18 protein-coding genes are annotated in these 16,332 nt (G+C 63.3%); 12 read left to right on the forward strand and 6 right to left on the reverse strand.

The annotated features are described in order from the left end of the window. Positions 1–134: 134 nt before the first annotated feature. Complete coding sequence (locus ABIB73_RS19340; RefSeq protein WP_354226308.1) at positions 135–1,106, reverse strand: helix-turn-helix domain-containing protein; 972 nt, start codon at positions 1,104–1,106, stop codon at positions 135–137. Between the two features lie 224 nt (positions 1,107–1,330). On the opposite strand from ABIB73_RS19340, the gene ABIB73_RS19345 reads away from it, so the two are divergent. From ABIB73_RS19345 to ABIB73_RS19380, 8 genes are all read left to right on the forward strand, one after another. After that, entirely contained in the window at positions 1,331–1,576 is a 246-nt protein-coding gene (locus ABIB73_RS19345) for a hypothetical protein (RefSeq protein WP_354226309.1), read from the forward strand. 44 nt (positions 1,577–1,620) lie between these two features. Further along, the gene (xoxF5, locus tag ABIB73_RS19350; protein WP_354226311.1) at positions 1,621–3,426 is read left to right on the forward strand and encodes a lanthanide-dependent methanol dehydrogenase XoxF5; all 1,806 of its coding nucleotides are present in this window, start codon (positions 1,621–1,623) and stop codon (positions 3,424–3,426) included. A gap of 110 nt (positions 3,427–3,536) precedes the next feature. Then, positions 3,537–4,028, forward strand: coding sequence for a c-type cytochrome, methanol metabolism-related (locus ABIB73_RS19355; RefSeq protein ID WP_354226466.1), 492 nt, complete (start codon positions 3,537–3,539; stop codon positions 4,026–4,028). A 61-nt stretch (positions 4,029–4,089) separates the two neighbouring features. Further along, a complete protein-coding gene (locus ABIB73_RS19360) occupies positions 4,090–5,199 on the forward strand; it encodes an S-(hydroxymethyl)glutathione dehydrogenase/class III alcohol dehydrogenase (protein ID WP_354226313.1) in 1,110 nt (369 codons plus the stop codon). A 33-nt stretch (positions 5,200–5,232) separates the two neighbouring features. Further along, a complete protein-coding gene (gene gfa / locus ABIB73_RS19365) occupies positions 5,233–5,793 on the forward strand; it encodes an S-(hydroxymethyl)glutathione synthase (protein WP_354226315.1) in 561 nt (186 codons plus the stop codon). A gap of 683 nt (positions 5,794–6,476) precedes the next feature. Continuing rightward, positions 6,477–6,929: a (2Fe-2S)-binding protein gene (locus ABIB73_RS19370; protein ID WP_354226316.1), complete on the forward strand. Its 453-nt coding sequence runs from the start codon at positions 6,477–6,479 to the stop codon at positions 6,927–6,929. Position 6,930: 1 nt separating this feature from the next. Next, positions 6,931–9,246 (forward strand): xanthine dehydrogenase family protein molybdopterin-binding subunit, encoded by a 2,316-nt coding sequence (locus ABIB73_RS19375; RefSeq protein WP_354226318.1) that lies wholly within the window; start codon positions 6,931–6,933, stop codon positions 9,244–9,246. A 55-nt stretch (positions 9,247–9,301) separates the two neighbouring features. Beyond that, on the forward strand, positions 9,302–9,562 hold the full coding sequence (locus ABIB73_RS19380; RefSeq protein WP_354226320.1) for a hypothetical protein: 261 nt from the start codon (positions 9,302–9,304) through the stop codon (positions 9,560–9,562). Positions 9,563–9,844: 282 nt separating this feature from the next. Here ABIB73_RS19380 and ABIB73_RS19385 read toward each other — a convergent pair whose 3' ends face one another. From ABIB73_RS19385 to ABIB73_RS19405, 5 genes are all read right to left on the reverse strand, one after another. After that, a complete protein-coding gene (locus tag ABIB73_RS19385) occupies positions 9,845–11,572 on the reverse strand; it encodes a methanol/ethanol family PQQ-dependent dehydrogenase (protein ID WP_354226322.1) in 1,728 nt (575 codons plus the stop codon). Further along, complete coding sequence (locus tag ABIB73_RS19390; protein ID WP_354226324.1) at positions 11,569–11,715, reverse strand: hypothetical protein; 147 nt, start codon at positions 11,713–11,715, stop codon at positions 11,569–11,571. Before ABIB73_RS19390 ends, ABIB73_RS19385 begins: the two co-directional genes overlap by 4 nt. Beyond that, entirely contained in the window at positions 11,712–12,368 is a 657-nt protein-coding gene (locus ABIB73_RS19395) for a QcrA and Rieske domain-containing protein (protein ID WP_354226326.1), read from the reverse strand. The genes ABIB73_RS19390 and ABIB73_RS19395 overlap by 4 nt, the downstream gene beginning before the upstream one ends. A gap of 266 nt (positions 12,369–12,634) precedes the next feature. Then, positions 12,635–13,099 carry a group III truncated hemoglobin gene (locus tag ABIB73_RS19400; protein WP_354226328.1) on the reverse strand — a complete coding sequence of 155 codons (465 nt, stop codon included), beginning with the start codon at positions 13,097–13,099 and terminating at the stop codon, positions 12,635–12,637. A gap of 138 nt (positions 13,100–13,237) precedes the next feature. Beyond that, positions 13,238–14,128 (reverse strand): 3-hydroxybutyryl-CoA dehydrogenase, encoded by an 891-nt coding sequence (locus tag ABIB73_RS19405; RefSeq protein ID WP_502918444.1) that lies wholly within the window; start codon positions 14,126–14,128, stop codon positions 13,238–13,240. Between the two features lie 232 nt (positions 14,129–14,360). Here ABIB73_RS19405 and ABIB73_RS19410 point away from each other — a divergent pair, with 232 nt between their 5' ends. The 4 genes from ABIB73_RS19410 to ABIB73_RS19425 are packed head-to-tail and all read left to right on the forward strand — an operon-like array spanning position 14,361 to position 16,301. Next, on the forward strand, positions 14,361–14,705 hold the full coding sequence (locus tag ABIB73_RS19410; protein ID WP_354226332.1) for an ArsR/SmtB family transcription factor: 345 nt from the start codon (positions 14,361–14,363) through the stop codon (positions 14,703–14,705). A gap of 11 nt (positions 14,706–14,716) precedes the next feature. Next, positions 14,717–15,181 carry an ArsI/CadI family heavy metal resistance metalloenzyme gene (locus tag ABIB73_RS19415; RefSeq protein ID WP_354226334.1) on the forward strand — a complete coding sequence of 155 codons (465 nt, stop codon included), beginning with the start codon at positions 14,717–14,719 and terminating at the stop codon, positions 15,179–15,181. 17 nt (positions 15,182–15,198) lie between these two features. Further along, positions 15,199–15,609 (forward strand): arsenate reductase (glutaredoxin), encoded by a 411-nt coding sequence (gene arsC / locus ABIB73_RS19420; RefSeq protein WP_354226336.1) that lies wholly within the window; start codon positions 15,199–15,201, stop codon positions 15,607–15,609. Next, complete coding sequence (locus tag ABIB73_RS19425) at positions 15,609–16,301, forward strand: MIP/aquaporin family protein (protein ID WP_354226338.1); 693 nt, start codon at positions 15,609–15,611, stop codon at positions 16,299–16,301. The genes arsC and ABIB73_RS19425 overlap by 1 nt, the downstream gene beginning before the upstream one ends. Positions 16,302–16,332 lie beyond the last annotated feature (31 nt).

Below are 16,332 nucleotides of genomic sequence, written 5' to 3' on the forward strand. Positions count from 1 at the left end.
ACGCAGATTGCACGGTGAACGACGCGCCTTTTCAGCGCGAGAATTTTGCGGTCTTGCGCGAACGTCTCGCTGACAGCGCCGAGGCTCGTCGAGTATCGGTCACGAACAGCCCGCACGCGAGGCGCAGACGGGCCCTAATGTTCGTCGGCGACGCTGGCATTCGGCGGCTGCGCCTTGTGGATCGAGGACGGCACCACGCCAAAATATTTCCGGAACACCCGGCTGAAATGCGATGAGCTGGAGAAGCCCCAGGAAAACGCGACGTCGGTGATGGTCTTGCCGGCGTGCGCCTCGAGCTCCTGGCGGCAGTTCTGCAAGCGCGCCTGCCAGATGTAATCGCTCACAGTGGTGCCGCGCTCGGAGAACAGCATGTGCAGATAGCGCTTGGAGCAGCCGAGCTCGGTCGATATCTGGTCGATGCACAGATCGGGATCGCGCAGGTGCTCGCGGATGAAGAACTGCGCGCGCACATACATCGCCTCGGGCCCGACCCGATCGAACATCGTGTCGGCTTCACGCAACGGCAGCAGCAACAGGTCGATCAGCGAATCGGCAACGCCGACCGCACTGTTCGCCGACAGCTTGGCCGCCTCGTCGAAAGTGGCATGGACGAAATCATGCGCGATCCGTCCCGTGCCGGTACGCGACGTCAGCTTGCAAGCAGGCATCCGCTGCGACGGGAATCCGCGATCGCGCAGCAGCGCCTTTGGCACGATCACCACGTCGTGGCGCGTGAAGGCGGGGCTGATGATCGAATGCGGGCAGGAGACATCATAGGCGATGATATCGCCCGGGTTCAGCTCGATGTGGCGGCCTTCCTGCTCGAAATAGGACACGCCGTAGGTCTGGAAGTGGATCTTGATGTATGGGTGTTCATTGGCTTTGGCGCGTGCCAGCGTGTGCGCGATGCGATGCTGGCTCACCTCGATCTGGCAGAGCTTCAGGCGCGAGACGGACGTGTAGTCGATGCGGCCTTCGAGCGAGGACGCCTCTAGCGGATCGACGTCGAAATAGCCACACAGGCTCGTCAGCCCGTCGATCCAACTCTGGATCTGCCTCTTCGGCGTCAGTCCGGTCGTCGAGAGCGTGTGAATTGTGTCGGACATTAATCCAGCCACTGCCTTCATCCGGGAGATTCGACGCGAATCGCGACCGGTGCAGCCGGTGCCCTCAGCCGTGATTGCGTGACGTTTACCTCAAATTTGGGCGGTCTTTCGGAACGAGCGCCATCGCTCCACTGCTGCCCTTGAAGGCTAATCCTCCGCCTTAGTTGCAGCGCCGTCAAGCGGAACCTGACCGATGCGGTCCACGCTTGCGCGGTGCGAGAAACTTGAATTCGCTCCTGCAAAATCAAAAACTTCGCATCCGTGCGCTATCGAGCAAAGCGGCTTCTCTCTTGGGCAAGTTTCCCGATGGCGAACCCGTTAGGAATTGCGACAGGAACAACAAAAACGGGCCGCTCCTGCACGCGGACCTGTGGCTCTCATCAGGAGGAGGAAACACCCCAGCATCGTTTCTGGTCCCAATCGTGACCGCCCTGCACGAGCAGACGCCGGACGAGAAGCCCGGCGATTGAGCAATGCTTCGGAAACAATAAACGAGATCAACGGAGGAATGACTATGCGCAAGGTGCTACTGGCGACCTTTCTTGGCTCCGCGGCGGCTCTCGCCGTCGGCAGCGCTTCAGCCAATGACGAGCTGAACAAGATGTCGCAGAACCCGAAAGACTGGGTGATGCCGACGGGCGATTATGCCAATACCCGCTATTCCAAGCTAAACCAGATTAACGCTCAAAATGTCGGCAAGCTCCAGGTCGCTTGGACCTTCTCGACCGGCGTGCTGCGTGGCCATGAAGGCGGCCCGCTGATCATCGGCAACATGATGTACGTCCACACGCCGTTCCCGAACAAGGTCTACGCCATTGACCTTTCACAGGAGAACAAGATCGTCTGGAGGTATGAGCCGAAGCAGGATCCGAACGTCATCCCGGTGATGTGCTGCGACACCGTCAACCGCGGCCTGTCGTACGGCGACGGCAAGATCTTCCTGCATCAGGCCGACACGACCCTGGTCGCGCTCGATGCCAAGACCGGTCAGGTTGCATGGTCCGCGAAGAACGGCGATCCCAGCAAGGGCGAGACCGGTACGTCGGCGCCGATGGTCATCAAGGACAAGGTGCTGGTCGGCATCTCCGGCGGCGAGTTCGGCGTTCAGGCCCACATGACGGCCTACGACATCAAGACCGGCAAGGAGGTCTGGCGCGGGTATTCGGAAGGGCCGGATAACCAGATCCTGGTCGACGACAAGACCACCGCCCTCGGCAAGCCGATCGGCAAGGATTCCAGCCTCAAGACCTGGCAGGGCGATCAGTGGAAGATCGGCGGCGGTGCCACATGGGGCTGGATCTCCTACGATCCCGAACTCAATCTCGTCTACTACGGGTCGGGCAACCCATCGACCTGGAACCCGAAGCAGCGTCCCGGCGACAACAAATGGTCGATGACGATCTGGGCACGCAACCCGGACACCGGCGTTGCCAAATGGGTTTACCAGATGACGCCTCACGATGAGTGGGACTATGACGGCGTCAACGAGATGATCCTCTCGGACCAGCAGATCAACGGCCAGCCGCGCAAGCTGCTGACGCATTTCGATCGCAACGGCCTCGGCTACACGCTCGATCGTACCAACGGCGAATTGCTCGTCGCCGAGAAGTACGATCCGAAGGTGAACTGGACCTCCGGCGTCGACATGGACAAGAACTCAGCCACCTATGGCCGTCCGAAGGTGCTCGACGCAGCTTCGACCGACAAGGCGGGTGAGGACCACAACGTGAAGGGCATCTGCCCGGCCGCGCTCGGCACCAAGGACGAGCAGCCGGCAGCCTACTCGCCGGACACGCAGCTGTTCTACGTTCCGACCAACCACGTCTGCATGGACTACGAGCCTTTCAAGGTGAGCTACACCGCGGGCCAGCCCTATGTGGGAGCGACGCTCTCGATGTATCCGCCGCAGGGCGATACCCATATGGGTAACTTCATCGCCTGGGACGGCAAGACCGGCAAGATCGTGTGGTCGAACAAGGAGCAGTTCTCGGTCTGGTCGGGTGCGCTCGCAACTGCCGGCGGCGTGGTGTTCTACGGCACGCTCGAAGGCTACCTGAAGGCGGTCGACGCCAAGACCGGCAAGGAGCTCTACAAGTTCAAGACTCCCTCCGGCATCATCGGCAACGTCACCACCTATGAGAACAGCGGCAAGCAGTACGTTGCCGTGCTCTCCGGCGTGGGCGGCTGGGCCGGCATCGGTCTGGCGGCAGGCCTGACCGATCCGACCGCTGGCCTCGGCGCAGTCGGTGGCTATGCGGCGCTCAGCAACTACACGGCGCTCGGCGGTACGCTGACGGTGTTCTCGCTGCCGACGAACTAGCCTCAACTCCGTATCGCTCCGGCGCGTGGATCAACTCCACGCGCCGGCTCGTCTCCACCGAACGCCCCGAGGAAAATCTCTTGCGTAAAATCTGCTCTGTCATTGCTGCGATGTTCTTCGTTGCGTCCGGTGGAATTGCTATCGCGGACGGCTCGGGTGACCCGACCGCCGTCAAGCAGAACGAAACTGGAGAATGGCTCGATAAGGAAGGTAACCCGACCTACAAGATCTCGGCCGACGGCAACGTGGACTGGTACACCTATTCCGGATACCGCCGCTATCACTCGGACTGCCATGTCTGCCATGGCCCTGACGGAATGGGCTCCACCTATGCGCCGGCGTTGAAGGATTCGCTCAAGACCATGAGTTATGCCGATTTCCTCGGCGTCGTCGCCTCTGGCCGCAAGAACATCTCGACCGCGCAGGAGAACGTGATGCCAGCCTTCGGCGATAACCCGAACGTCGCCTGCTACATGGACGATCTCTATGTCTATCTGCGCGCCCGCTCCGACGACGCCTGGGGTCGCGCGCGCCCCGGCAAGCATGAGGACAAGAACGACGCCTATACCAAGAACGAAGACTCGTGCATGGGCAAGAAGTGAACGTTTGGGGCCCGGCCGAGACTTAAATCTTGGCGCCCTGCGAGAATTTGAGGAGTTTACGATGAAGACACGTGCCGCCGTCGCTTTCGAAGCCAAGAAGCCGCTCGAGATCGTCGAAGTCGATCTGGAAGGACCGAAGGCCGGCGAAGTCCTGGTCGAGATCAAGGCGACGGGCATCTGCCATACCGACGCCTACACGCTCGACGGCTTCGACAGCGAGGGGATCTTCCCCTCGATCCTGGGCCATGAGGGCGCCGGCATCATCCGCGAGATCGGCGCGGGCGTGACCTCGGTGAAGCCGGGTGATCACGTCATTCCGCTCTACACGCCGGAATGCCGGCAGTGCAAAAGCTGCCTGAGCCGGAAGACCAATCTCTGCACCGCGATCCGCGCCACGCAGGGCAAGGGCGTGATGCCCGACGGCACCAGCCGCTTCTCCTACAAGGGCAAGCCGGTCTACCACTACATGGGCTGCTCGACCTTCTCCAACTTCACGGTGCTGCCCGAGATCGCGGTGGCGAAGATCCGCGAGGACGCCCCCTTCGACAAGAGCTGCTACATCGGCTGCGGCGTCACCACCGGCGTCGGCGCCGTCGTCAACACCGCCAAGGTCGAGCCGGGCTCCAACGTCGTCGTGTTCGGCCTCGGCGGCATCGGGCTCAACGTGATCCAGGGCGCCAAGATGGCCGGCGCCGACAAGATCATCGGCGTCGACATCAACGACTCCAAGGAGGAGTGGGGCCGCAGGTTCGGCATGACCGATTTCGTCAATCCCAAGAAGATCACCGGCGACATCGTCCCGCATCTCGTGACCCTCACCGACGGTGGCGCCGACTACACTTTCGACTGCACCGGCAACACCACGGTGATGCGCCAGGCATTGGAAGCCTGTCATCGAGGCTGGGGCACATCGATCATCATCGGCGTCGCAGAATCCGGCAAGGAGATCGCCACCCGTCCGTTCCAGCTCGTCACTGGCCGGAACTGGCGCGGTACCGCCTTCGGCGGCGCGCGCGGCCGCACCGACGTGCCGAAGATCGTCGACTGGTACATGAACGGAAAGATCCAGATCGATCCGATGATCACCCACACGCTCAAGCTCGAAGACATCAACAAGGGCTTCGACCTGATGCATGAGGGCAAGTCCATCCGTTCAGTCGTCGTGTTCTAACTCAGAAGCGTCACACCCAAGGAGGATCGACCCATGACTGCACTCCACCCCTCGATCGACAACGGCGTCAAACAAGGCACCGGCCACTTTGCTGGCGGCACGCTCGCCTGCAAATGCAAGGACCACCAGGTCAAGGTCGGCATCAAGGGCGACGTGGCGCACAACCACGCCTGCGGCTGCACCAAGTGCTGGAAGCCGGAAGGAGCGAACTTCTCTGTCGTCGCGGTGGTGCCGCGCCAGAACGTCACCGTGCTCGAGAATGGCGACAAGCTCCAGATCGTCGACGCTTCCGCGGCGATCCAGCGTCACGCCTGCAAGGCCTGCGGCACGCACATGTACGGCCGCATCGAGAACAAGAACCACCCGTTCTACGGGCTCGATTTCATCCATCCGGAGCTGTTCCAGGAGCAGGGCTCTCAGGCGCCGCAATTCGCCGCCTTCGTCTCCTCGGTGATCGAATCGGGCGTGAAGCCGGAGCAGATGGCCGGCATCCGTTCGCGGCTGAAGGAAATCGGGCTCGAGCCCTATGACTGCCTGTCGCCGGCGCTGATGGACGCGATCGCGACCCATGTGGCGAAAGCCAAGGCTGCCTAGACCAACAAGGCTGCCTAAACAAACAGGGCCGCCTGAGCAAGGCCGCCAGACTTCGCTGTACCCGTCCGCTCGCTGACCATAACCACGGCCAGCGAGCCGGGCGGGCGCGGCTCGCTGATGATCGCGGCCAAATCTTCACGGCGATCATCGCCGCCAGTGCGCTCTGCGTGTGCGAGGGCGTTCCGCTCCTCAGTCTTGGTGTCTGAATGACTGCGCAGTGCCCACAACTTCCCTCTTGAAGTCCGCAGGTCCTGCGTTTCTCCCTCCCTCGACTGAGGCATCCTGCTTCGTCCGCGCAGTCCCTCTGGCGGACGAAGCCTTTTTCGCGACGTCGCGCTGATTTTGTAATCGCGCCATGCACGCGACGTGTTGCCGCGCCCTGCTTTTGACAAACCACGGATGCAATCTTTTCACGTCGAGAACACCCGGCTGTGAATGCCGGGCCGGCCCGATCTCTGCTACGATCGCGGCGTCACGATGCCGCGCGAAGTTCAATCAACTAAGAACAAAACGGGAGGTATCGAGCACATCCGGACATTGCGATTCGCATTTCTGTCCCCTGCAGGGATTTGCCCGCGCGGGACGACGGGCCGGAGTGCGGCTGCGACGACGCACGGACCATTATGCCGGCCGACGTTGGCGAATTCTGAATCGGCAAAGCTTATGAAGAGCGAGGGACGATCATGATCAAGGTGAAGATCAACGGCCAGGAACAGAGCTGGGACGGCGACCCGGATCTCCCGCTACTCTGGTTCCTGCGCGACGAGGCCGGGCTGACCGGCACCAAGTACGGCTGTGGCCAGGCCCTGTGCGGCGCCTGCACGGTCATCGTCGACAAGGAGGCGGTGCGCTCCTGCATCACGTCGATCAACGACGTCGCCGGGCGCGCGGTCACCACGATCGAGGGGTTGCATCCGACCGGCGATCACGCCGTCCAGAAAGCCTGGCGCCAGGTCAACGTTCCCCAATGCGGCTTCTGCCAGGCCGGCCAGATCATGCAGGCCGCAGCACTGCTGATGGACAATCCAAAACCATCGCACGACCAGATCCGCGAGGCGATGTCCGGCAATATCTGCCGCTGCGGCTGCTATCAGCGCATCGAGAACGCGGTCCACCTCGCATCGACGGGAGTGTGACATGAATTTCATCGAGAACCCGACGAAGCTTCGCGGCTTCGAGAAGAACGTCAAGGTCGAGAAGATCTCGCGCCGCAGCATCCTGAAGGGGCTCGGCATCACCGGCGGCTTCGTGCTCGCCGCCCCCGTGATGTCGCGCCAGGCCTTTGCCTATGAGACCGGCGCCGGCAAGATGCCGCACGGCGTCGTGGTCGATCCGCGCGTCTTCGTCGCGGTTGCGCCGGATGGCACCGTCACCATCGTCGCCCACCGTTCCGAGATGGGCACCGGCGTGCGCACCAGCCTGCCGTTGATCGTGGCGGAGGAAATGGAAGCCGACTGGTCCAGGGTGAAAGTGCAGCAGGCCCATGGCGACGAGGTCAAGTTCGGAAACCAGGACACCGACGGCTCGCGCAGCACACGGCACTATCTGATCCCGATGCGCCAGATCGGCGCCTCCGCCCGCACCATGCTGGAGCAGGCCGCCGCAAAGCGCTGGGGCGTGCCGGCGACCGAGGTCAAGGCGGTCAACCACGAGGTCGTCCACAGCGCGAGCGGGCGCAAGCTCGGCTTCGGCGAGCTCGCCGCGGACGCCGCCAAGGAATCGGTGCCGAGCATCGAAGGCCTCAAGCTGAAGGACCCCAAGGACTTCCGCTACCTGACCAAGGGCCAGATCGGCATCGTCGACCTCCACGACATCACCACCGGCAAGGCGGGTTATGGCGCCGACGTGCGCCTGCCCGGCATGAAGTATGCCGTGATCGCGCGGCCGCCGGTCACCGGCGGCAAGCTGGTCTCGTTCGATCCGGCTGAGGCGATGAAAATCTCCGGCGTCGAGAAGGTGATGCAGGTCCGTGGCTGGCCGTGGCCCTCGAAATTCCAGCCGCTCGGCGGTGTCGCCGTGATCGCCCGCAACACCGGTGCGGCGATCAAGGGCCGCGATGCACTGAAGCTGGTCTGGGACGACGGCGCCAACGGCAAATACGACTCGGTCGCCTATCGCAAGGAGCTCGAGGAGGCCGCGCGCAAGCCCGGCCTCGTCGTGCGCAGCGAGGGCGATGCGGATACCGCGCTCAAGGGCGCCGACAAGGTGATTGTCGGCGAGTACTACATCCCTCATCTCGCCCATGTCAGCATGGAGACGCCGGTCGCGGTTGCCGACGTCAAGGGCGACAAGGCCGAGATCTGGGCGCCGGTGCAGAGCCCGGGCGGCACGCGCGAGGACGTCGCCAAGACGCTTGGCATTCCCGAGCAGAACGTCACCGTTAACGTCACGCTGCTCGGCGGCGGCTTCGGCCGCAAGTCGAAATGCGACTATGCGCTCGAGGCGGCGCTGCTGTCGAAGGAGCTCGGTGCGCCCGTGAAGGTGCAATGGACGCGGGAAGACGACATCCACAACGGCTTCCTGCACACCGTCTCGGTCGAGCGGATCGAGGCGGGACTCGACAAGAGCGGCAAGGTGATCGCCTGGCGCCATCGCAGCGTGGCCCCCAGCATCGCTTCGACCTTTGCCGCCGGAACGGTGCATCAGGCATCGTTCGAGCTCGGCATGGGGCTCGTCGACATGCCGTTCGAGATCGCCAATATCAGTTGCGAGAACCCGGAAGCGGCCGCGCATACCCGCATCGGCTGGTTCCGCTCGGTCTCGAACATCCCGCGCGCCTTCGCGGTGCAGTCGATGGTCGGCGAGCTCGCGCAGGCGACGGGCCGCGACCAGAAGGAGATGCTGCTGGAGCTGATCGGCTCGCCACGCATCATCAAGCTGACCTCGGTAAAGGACCTCTGGAACTATGGCGAGCCCTATGACAGCTACCCGATCGACACCGCGCGCCTGCGCAAGGTGGTCGAGCTGGTCGCCGAGAAGGGCGAATGGGGCCGTCAGGTACCGAAGGGCCACGGCCTCGGCATCGCCGTGCACCGCAGCTTCGTCAGCTACATTGCGACCATCGTCGAGGTGGCAGTCGACGACAAGGGCAAGCTGTCGGTGCCGCGGGTCGACACCGCGATCGACTGCGGCACCTATGTCAATCCCGAGCGCATCGAGTCGCAGATCGAGGGCGCGGCGATCATGGGCCTGAGTCTGGCCAAATATGGCGAGATCAGCTTCAAGGACGGCAAGGTGGAGCAGAAGAACTTTGACGACTTCCAGGTCGTCAGAATCGACGAATCTCCGCTGGTGACCAACGTCTACATCGTGCCGCCCGGATCCGACACGCCGCCGAGCGGCGTCGGCGAGCCCGGCGTGCCGCCATTTGCACCCGCGCTGATGAACGCGATCTTCGCCGCAACCGGAAAACGCATTCGCGCGCTTCCGATCGGCAAGCAATTGGAGGCGTGAAGCGGAACGGAAAACGGCCTCGCGCCGTTTCCATCGATCTGACAGGAGCAGATCGATGACCAACATCTCAAAGGCGCTCGCAGTCTCGCTACTGTCGGGCGCCTTTTCTTTGTCTGCCGCAGGTGCGTACGCCCAGAGCAACGCCACCCCGCCGACCACGGCCACGCGCCCCACCGCGCCGGACCAGAACTCGCTTCCGAACGCGAACGCCCCGCCCACCTCGACCACCCAGACCACCGGGCAGAGCAGCACCGATCCGAAGGTTCAGGAGATGAACCAGAAGGAAAAGGACAAGGTCGACCGCCAGGGGAAGTAGACTTGGCGCGCACCAGCGTTTCCGCGCCGATGCAAATTGATGTGCCCTCTCCCCTTGTGGGCCCCTTGTTGGAGAGGGCAGTGACACTGACTACCGCGATCTCGCTTGGGTGAGGGGTCTGCCTCCTCGGATAGAGACCCCTCATCCGGCGCTTCGCGCCACCTTCTCCGACAAGGGGGGAAGGGAAGACAGCACTCCGGCACGCGCGCGAAAATGCGGCGGACGTTGCCGTCCGCCGCATTCGCTCGCCCCCGCTCCGCCTTCTTCGATCCGCCGCGGAGCTTATTTCTTCAGCGCGAACACCCAGATCACGCCGCCTTGCGGCACGTTGGATTCGATGCCGATATTGTTGGTCGCGAGCGCGTCCTGGATGCGCTGTGCATCCACGCCCCAGCCGGACTGAATCGCGACGTACTGGGTGCCGTCGATCTCATAGGACACCGGCATGCCCATGATGCCGGAGTTGGTCTTCTGCTCCCACAACACTTCGCCGGTCTTGGCGTTGAAGGCGCGGAAGTTGCGGTCGTTTGTGCCGCCGGCGAAGAGGAGATCGCCCGCGGTCGCAGTGACCGAGCCGAACAGCTGCGACTTCGGGAAGTTGTGCTGCCACACCTTCTTGCCTGTCACAGGATCCCAGGCCTGGAGCTCGCCGAAATGATCGGCGCCGGGCTTCGCCGTCAGGCCGATGTCCTCCGGCTTGGTGCCGAGCCAGAGCTCGCCCGGCTTGAGCGCGACCTTCTCGCCGGTGAAGCCGCCGCAGAAATTCTCGTTGGCGGGCACATAGACCAGCCCGGTCTTCTGGCTGTACGCCGCCGACGGCCAGTCCTTGCCGCCCCACAGCGACGGACAGAACTCGACGCGCTTGCCGATGACGGGCTTGTGCGCGGGATCGACGATCGGACGCCCGCTTTCGGCATCGATGCCCTTCCAGACATCGGTTGCGACGAACGGCCAGCCGGCGACGTAGTTGATCTTGGTCGGGGTGCGCTCGAGAACCCAGAAGATCGCGTCGCGTCCCGGATGGATCAGGCTCTTGATGCTGCGGCCGTCGCGTTGCAGGTCGACCAGCATCGGCGCGTCGACTTCGTCCCAGTCCCAGGAATCGTTCTGGTGGTACTGGTGATAGGTCTTGATCTTGCCGTTGCTGGGATCGAGCGCGAGCACCGACGAGGTGTAGAGATTGTCGCCGGGATGCGTCTCGCCAGGCCATGGCGCGGCGTTGCCGACGCCCCAATAGACCGTCTTGGTATCCTTGTCGTAATTGCCGGTCATCCAGGCCGAGCCGCCACCGGTTTTCCAGTCGTCGCCCTGCCAGGTGTCGTGACCGGGTTCGCCTTCGCCGGGAATGGTGAAAGTGCGCCACAACTCCTTGCCATCCTTGGCATCATAGGCGGCGACGTAACCGCGCACGCCGAGCTCGCCGCCGGAGCCGCCGACGATGACCTTGCCGTCGACAACAAGCGGCATCAGGGTCATGTACTGGCCCTTCTTGTAGTCCTGCACCTTGGTGTCCCACACCACCTTGCCGGTCTTGGCATCGAGCGCGACGACATGGTCGTCGGTGGTGGCGAGATAGAGCTTGTCCTCCCACAGGCCGACGCCGCGGCTGGTCGGATGCAACTGGAACAGATCGTCCGGGAGCTGCCGCTTGTAGCGCCAATATTCGTCGCCGGTCTTCGCGTTCAGCGCGATCACCTGTCCCATCGGCGTTGCCACGAACATCACGCCGTTGTTGACGATCGGCGGCGCCTCGTGGCCTTCGACCACACCTGTGGCGAAGGTCCAGACCGGCGTGAGATCCTTGACGTTCGAGGTATTGATCTGGTCGAGCGGGCTATAGCCCTGCCCGTCATAGGTCCGGCGATAGAGCATCCAGTTGCCCGGTTCCGGATTTTCCAGGCGTTGCGCGGTGACCGGAGAGTAGCTCTCGATCGGACCTGCAACGGCGGCGGTCGAGGCGAGGCAGGTGAAGGCGACGAAGCCGGACAGTAAGCATTGCTTCCTGGTCATGGACGTATCCCCTTTTCATCCGTTTTGAATTCGTTTGGTGAATTCTTGTCGTTTTTCTTGTCGTTGTTCTCGTCGTTCTCGTCACCCGCGCGTTGGCGGATGCGGCCTGTCGTGGCGCGGGCGCGACCCGCGCGATCGGTCATCCCTGCTGCACGCCACCTACCTTTCCGACGAAGTTGCCGGCGACGTTGAGCGAGCCGTCAGCCAGCGCCAGCGGCAGCGCGGCGAGCCGCCGCGGCGCCGGCCCGAACACGACCTGCGCGCTCGCGCGGGGATCGTATTCGGAGTTGTGGCACATGCATTTGAACACCTCCTTGTCGCCGACATCGCTCTTGACCCAGGCGGTGACGGGACAACCGGCGTGGGAACAGATCGCCGAGTAGGCGATGATGCCGTCGACGGCGCGCGCGCGTGTCTGCTCGTCGAGCTCGGCGGGATCGAGCCGGATGATCAGGATCTCGTTGAGCCGCGAGGCGCTTCGCACCACCGATGTCTTGGGATCCTTCGGCCAGGCATGCACGGGCGGTCCGCCGCGCGGTAGATCGGCAGACGTGATGAGCTTTCCTTCCTGATCGCCTTCGGAGAAGACGAGCAGATCGCCCTTCTGCGGTCGTTCGTCAGAGCCGGGCGGATCCTCGCCCGCACGCGCTTGCGCGGAACAGCCGAGGCACGCGGTGGCGGCGGCGAGCGCACCGAGCAGTAGCGTTCGCCGCGTTTGCTCCGTGCACGCGTCGGTTTCAGGTTCCGCAATGTTGTCGGAGGACGAAGAAATTGTGTTGAACGATGCGCTCGACATGCTTGCTAGCAGGCGCTGGAACTCTGCCGAAAAGAAGGCGGAGAATTGGCGCCGCAGTGCATCAATATGTCTTTGCTCGCTTTGATTGAACGGAAACGAACGCATTCGAACGCGTTTTTGCAAGTTCTACATCACAGCGCGCGAACGGCATGATGATTTTGCAGACCAGACCGATGATGTTGGAATTGGTGCGCCGCGCTGTCTTTCAACGCGGCGTTAGCTGACGTTCGCACTGCTGCACGTTTCTCAGGCAGGCATTTTGTATGTCAAGATCGCAGCACGTGGCGCGGCGACGCGATGTGCCCCGCCATCGTCGCCGATGCCATTTCAAAACTGTCGGCGATGCGCCGCGCCTTGTCGATGAACAGCGCAGCCGCGGCCGGCGGACAGATCTCGCACGCGGTCTGCTCGAACAGGTCGAGCCAGCGATCGAAATGGTTCCCGACCAGCTTCAGCGGAACGTGCGCCCGCATCGGCGAACCATGATAGCGGCCGGTCATCAGCACGACGGAGGACCAGAAATTCTTGAGCTTGGCGAGATGCTCGTCCCAATCCTGCACGGCCGCAAACACCGGCCCCAGCAACGCGTCCTCACGCACGCGTTCGTAGAAGCGGGTGACGAATTCCCCGATCATCTCTTCCGTGATCCCGGTGTGCGCGATCGCGTCCTGGACCAGCAGGTTCCGCCGCGCGGCCGCAGCGTCCCGCTCGGCCTTCAGTCGATCCGACATGTCCTTTGCTTTCCGTTCCGTTATTCCGTTCCCGCAGGCCGCCCGAGCGACATTGTCGGGTCAATTGCGCGCGTCGTCTTTGTCGCAGCGCAAATTGCGGGACGAGCGGCGGGCGTTCGACACCCGCCGGCGCCAGGATCAGGCGCTGTAGGTATAAAAGCCCTGCCCCGTCTTGCGGCCGAGATGGCCGGCATCGACCATTTCCTTGAGCAAGGGCGCCGGACGGTATTTGGGGTCGTTGAAGCCTTTATAAAAGACCTCCATCACCGACAGCATGGTGTCGAGCCCGACCAGATCGGCGAGCGCCAGCGGCCCGATCGGGTGGTTGCAGCCGAGTTTCATGCCGGCATCGATTTCTTCTGCCGTCGCGATCCCCTCCTGGAGCGCGAAGATCGCCTCGTTGATCATCGGGCACAGGATGCGGTTGACGGCGAAGCCCGGGCTGTTCTTGGCCGTGATCGCCACCTTGCCGACGCGCTTGGCGAAATCGAGCGCCTTGGCGTGGGTGCCGTCGGAGGTCTGCAAGCCGCGGATCAGCTCCAAGAGCGCCATCACCGGAACCGGGTTGAAGAAGTGCATGCCGATGAAGCGGTCCGGGCGATCGGTCGCCGCGGCAAGCTTGGTGATCGAGATCGACGAGGTGTTGGTCGCAAGCAGCGTGCGCGGCGACAGCGTGGCGCAGAGGTCTTTCAGGATCTTGACCTTGAGCTCCTCGTTCTCGGTCGCGGCCTCGATGACGAGATCGCATTCGACGAGCTTGGCGCGATCGGTCGTGCCGGCGATGCGCTTGAGCGTCGCCTCGCGATCGGCCGCCGACATCTTCTCCTTCTTGACCAGGCGCTCCAGGCTGCCGCCGACGGTGGCGATACCACGGTTGACCGCGGCATCGGAGATGTCGACCATCACGACCGAAAGCCCGGCCGCGGCACAGATCTGGGCAATGCCGTTGCCCATAGTCCCTGCTCCGATGATACCAACGGTTTGGATCATTGCTTCATATCCTTCTCTTTCGGTGGGGTGCCGACACAGACCCGCGCCCTTTTTTCCTGCATCGGGATCTAGCAACGCCGCTCGGCGTCTGCGACCCGATCCTGCCCCTTTCCTTAAAGCATCCATGGCGGGAATAAAGCCCGCTTGAAAGTCGCGAAAAGCATGATTTGGCGTCGTCGCGGCTCGTTTGGCGCGCGTGCTGCGCCTGGTCCGGCTCAGGGCGCGGATATCCGGATTGACAGACCGCAATCATTTCAATATTCGTTGAAATATGGAAACGACGGATACCGTCACCGCGCTCGCCGCGCTCGCGCAGGACAACCGTCTCGACGTCTTCCGCCTGCTGGTGCAGGCGGGCCCCGACGGCATGGCCGCCGGCGCGATCGCGGAGGCGCTGGATCTCGCCCCCAACACGCTGACGTTTCACTTCGACCGGCTGCGGATGGCGGGTCTTGCCACCGTCCGGCGCGAGGGGCGTTCGATGATCTATGCGGCGCGGTTCGAGACCATGAACGCTCTCGTCGACTTCCTGACCGAAAATTGCTGTGGCGGGACGCCATGCGCTCCGGCCGAAACCTGCAAGCCTGCGCGCAAGCGCAACAAGATTCCAGCCTGAAAGGACAATCCATGAAGCGCCTGCACGTGCACGTGTCCGTCGAGGATCTTTCCCGCTCCATCGGATTCTATTCGGCCTTGTTCGCAAGCGAACCGTCGGTGGTGAAATCCGACTACGCAAAATGGATGCTCGAAGACCCCCGCGTGAATTTCGCGATCTCGACGCGCGGACGCGCGCCCGGCCTCGACCACCTCGGCATCCAGGTCGAGACCGGCGATGAGCTCCAGGAGGTCTATGCGCGGCTGCGCCAGGCCGGCGGCGCCATCATCGAACAGGGGCAGACCGCCTGCTGCTATGCCAAGTCTGAAAAATCCTGGATCGATGATCCCGCTGGCATCTCCTGGGACACTTTTCACACCACGGGCGAGAGCACCGACTACGGTGATGGCAGCGGGGAGAACCTCGCGCGGGTTGCGCATGAGCAGCCGTCAGCCTGCTGCGCACCGCAGGCGGCGGCGAAGCCATCACAGGCCTAATGCTGAAGGTGTTGGCGATGGATGCGATCATCTACCACAATCCCGCCTGCGGCACGTCGCGCAACACGCTTGCCATGATCCGGAACACCGGCATCGAGCCGCACGTGGTCGAATACCTCAAGACGCCGCCGTCGCGGGCGCTGTTGCAGCAGCTTGTTGCGCGCATGGGACTGTCCGTGCGCGACCTGCTGCGCGAAAAGGGCACGCCCTATGCCGAGCTGGGGCTCGGCAACGCGGCCCTGACCGACGAGCAGCTTCTCGACGCCATGATGGCGCATCCGATCCTGATCAACAGGCCGGTCGTGGTCACGCCGAAAGGCGTCAAGCTCTGCCGCCCGTCAGAGCTGGTGCTGGAGCTCCTGCCCGCGCACCAGGGCGAGTTCGTCAAGGAAGACGGCGAGCGCGTCCGGCTGGACCGCGGCACCTGATGCGCGGCCTTGCGCGGCGCGCCTTCGCCGAATGGCTCGGAACGACGTTCCTGCTTGCCGCGGTGGTCGGCTCGGGAATCATGGCCCAAAAGCTCGCGGGCGGAAACGTCGCGCTGGCGCTGTTGTGCAATACGATCGCCACCGGCGCCATCCTCGTCGTGCTGATCCTGACGTTCGCCTCCCTGTCGGGGGCCCATTTCAATCCGGCGGTGACCCTGGCATTCGCCCTCCGCGGCGAGACGCCCTGGACCGATGCTGCAATTTATATCGCCGCACAGATCACCGGCGCGATCATCGGCGTATGGATCGCGCACCTGATGTTCGGGCTTCCAGTCCTCCAGCTCTCGCTGACAGAACGCACCGGAGCCGGACAATGGCTCGCCGAAGCCGTGGCGACCTTCGGTCTGCTGTTGACGATCTTGGGCGTCGCGTCTCGAACCCCCGCAGCCGTTCCTTACGCCGTCGGCTTGTACATCACCTCGGCGTATTGGTTCACGGCCTCGACGTCGTTTGCCAATCCCGCAGTCACCATCGCCCGATCGCTGTCCGATACATTCGCCGGCATCGCCCCGCAGGGCGTGCCGGCATTCATCGCCGCGCAAATCATCGGGGCAATCGTTGCCATACCACTCGCGCGCTGGTTTTGGGGCACATCCTCGGTGACGCACAGCCCCGCCCCGCTTGCGTCCTGAAGGCAGAATCACAGCCGCGATATTCGCCTCC

It is taken from the genome of Bradyrhizobium sp. F1.4.3 (genome assembly GCF_040548375.1).
In the GTDB taxonomy this organism is placed as follows: domain Bacteria; phylum Pseudomonadota; class Alphaproteobacteria; order Rhizobiales; family Xanthobacteraceae; genus Bradyrhizobium.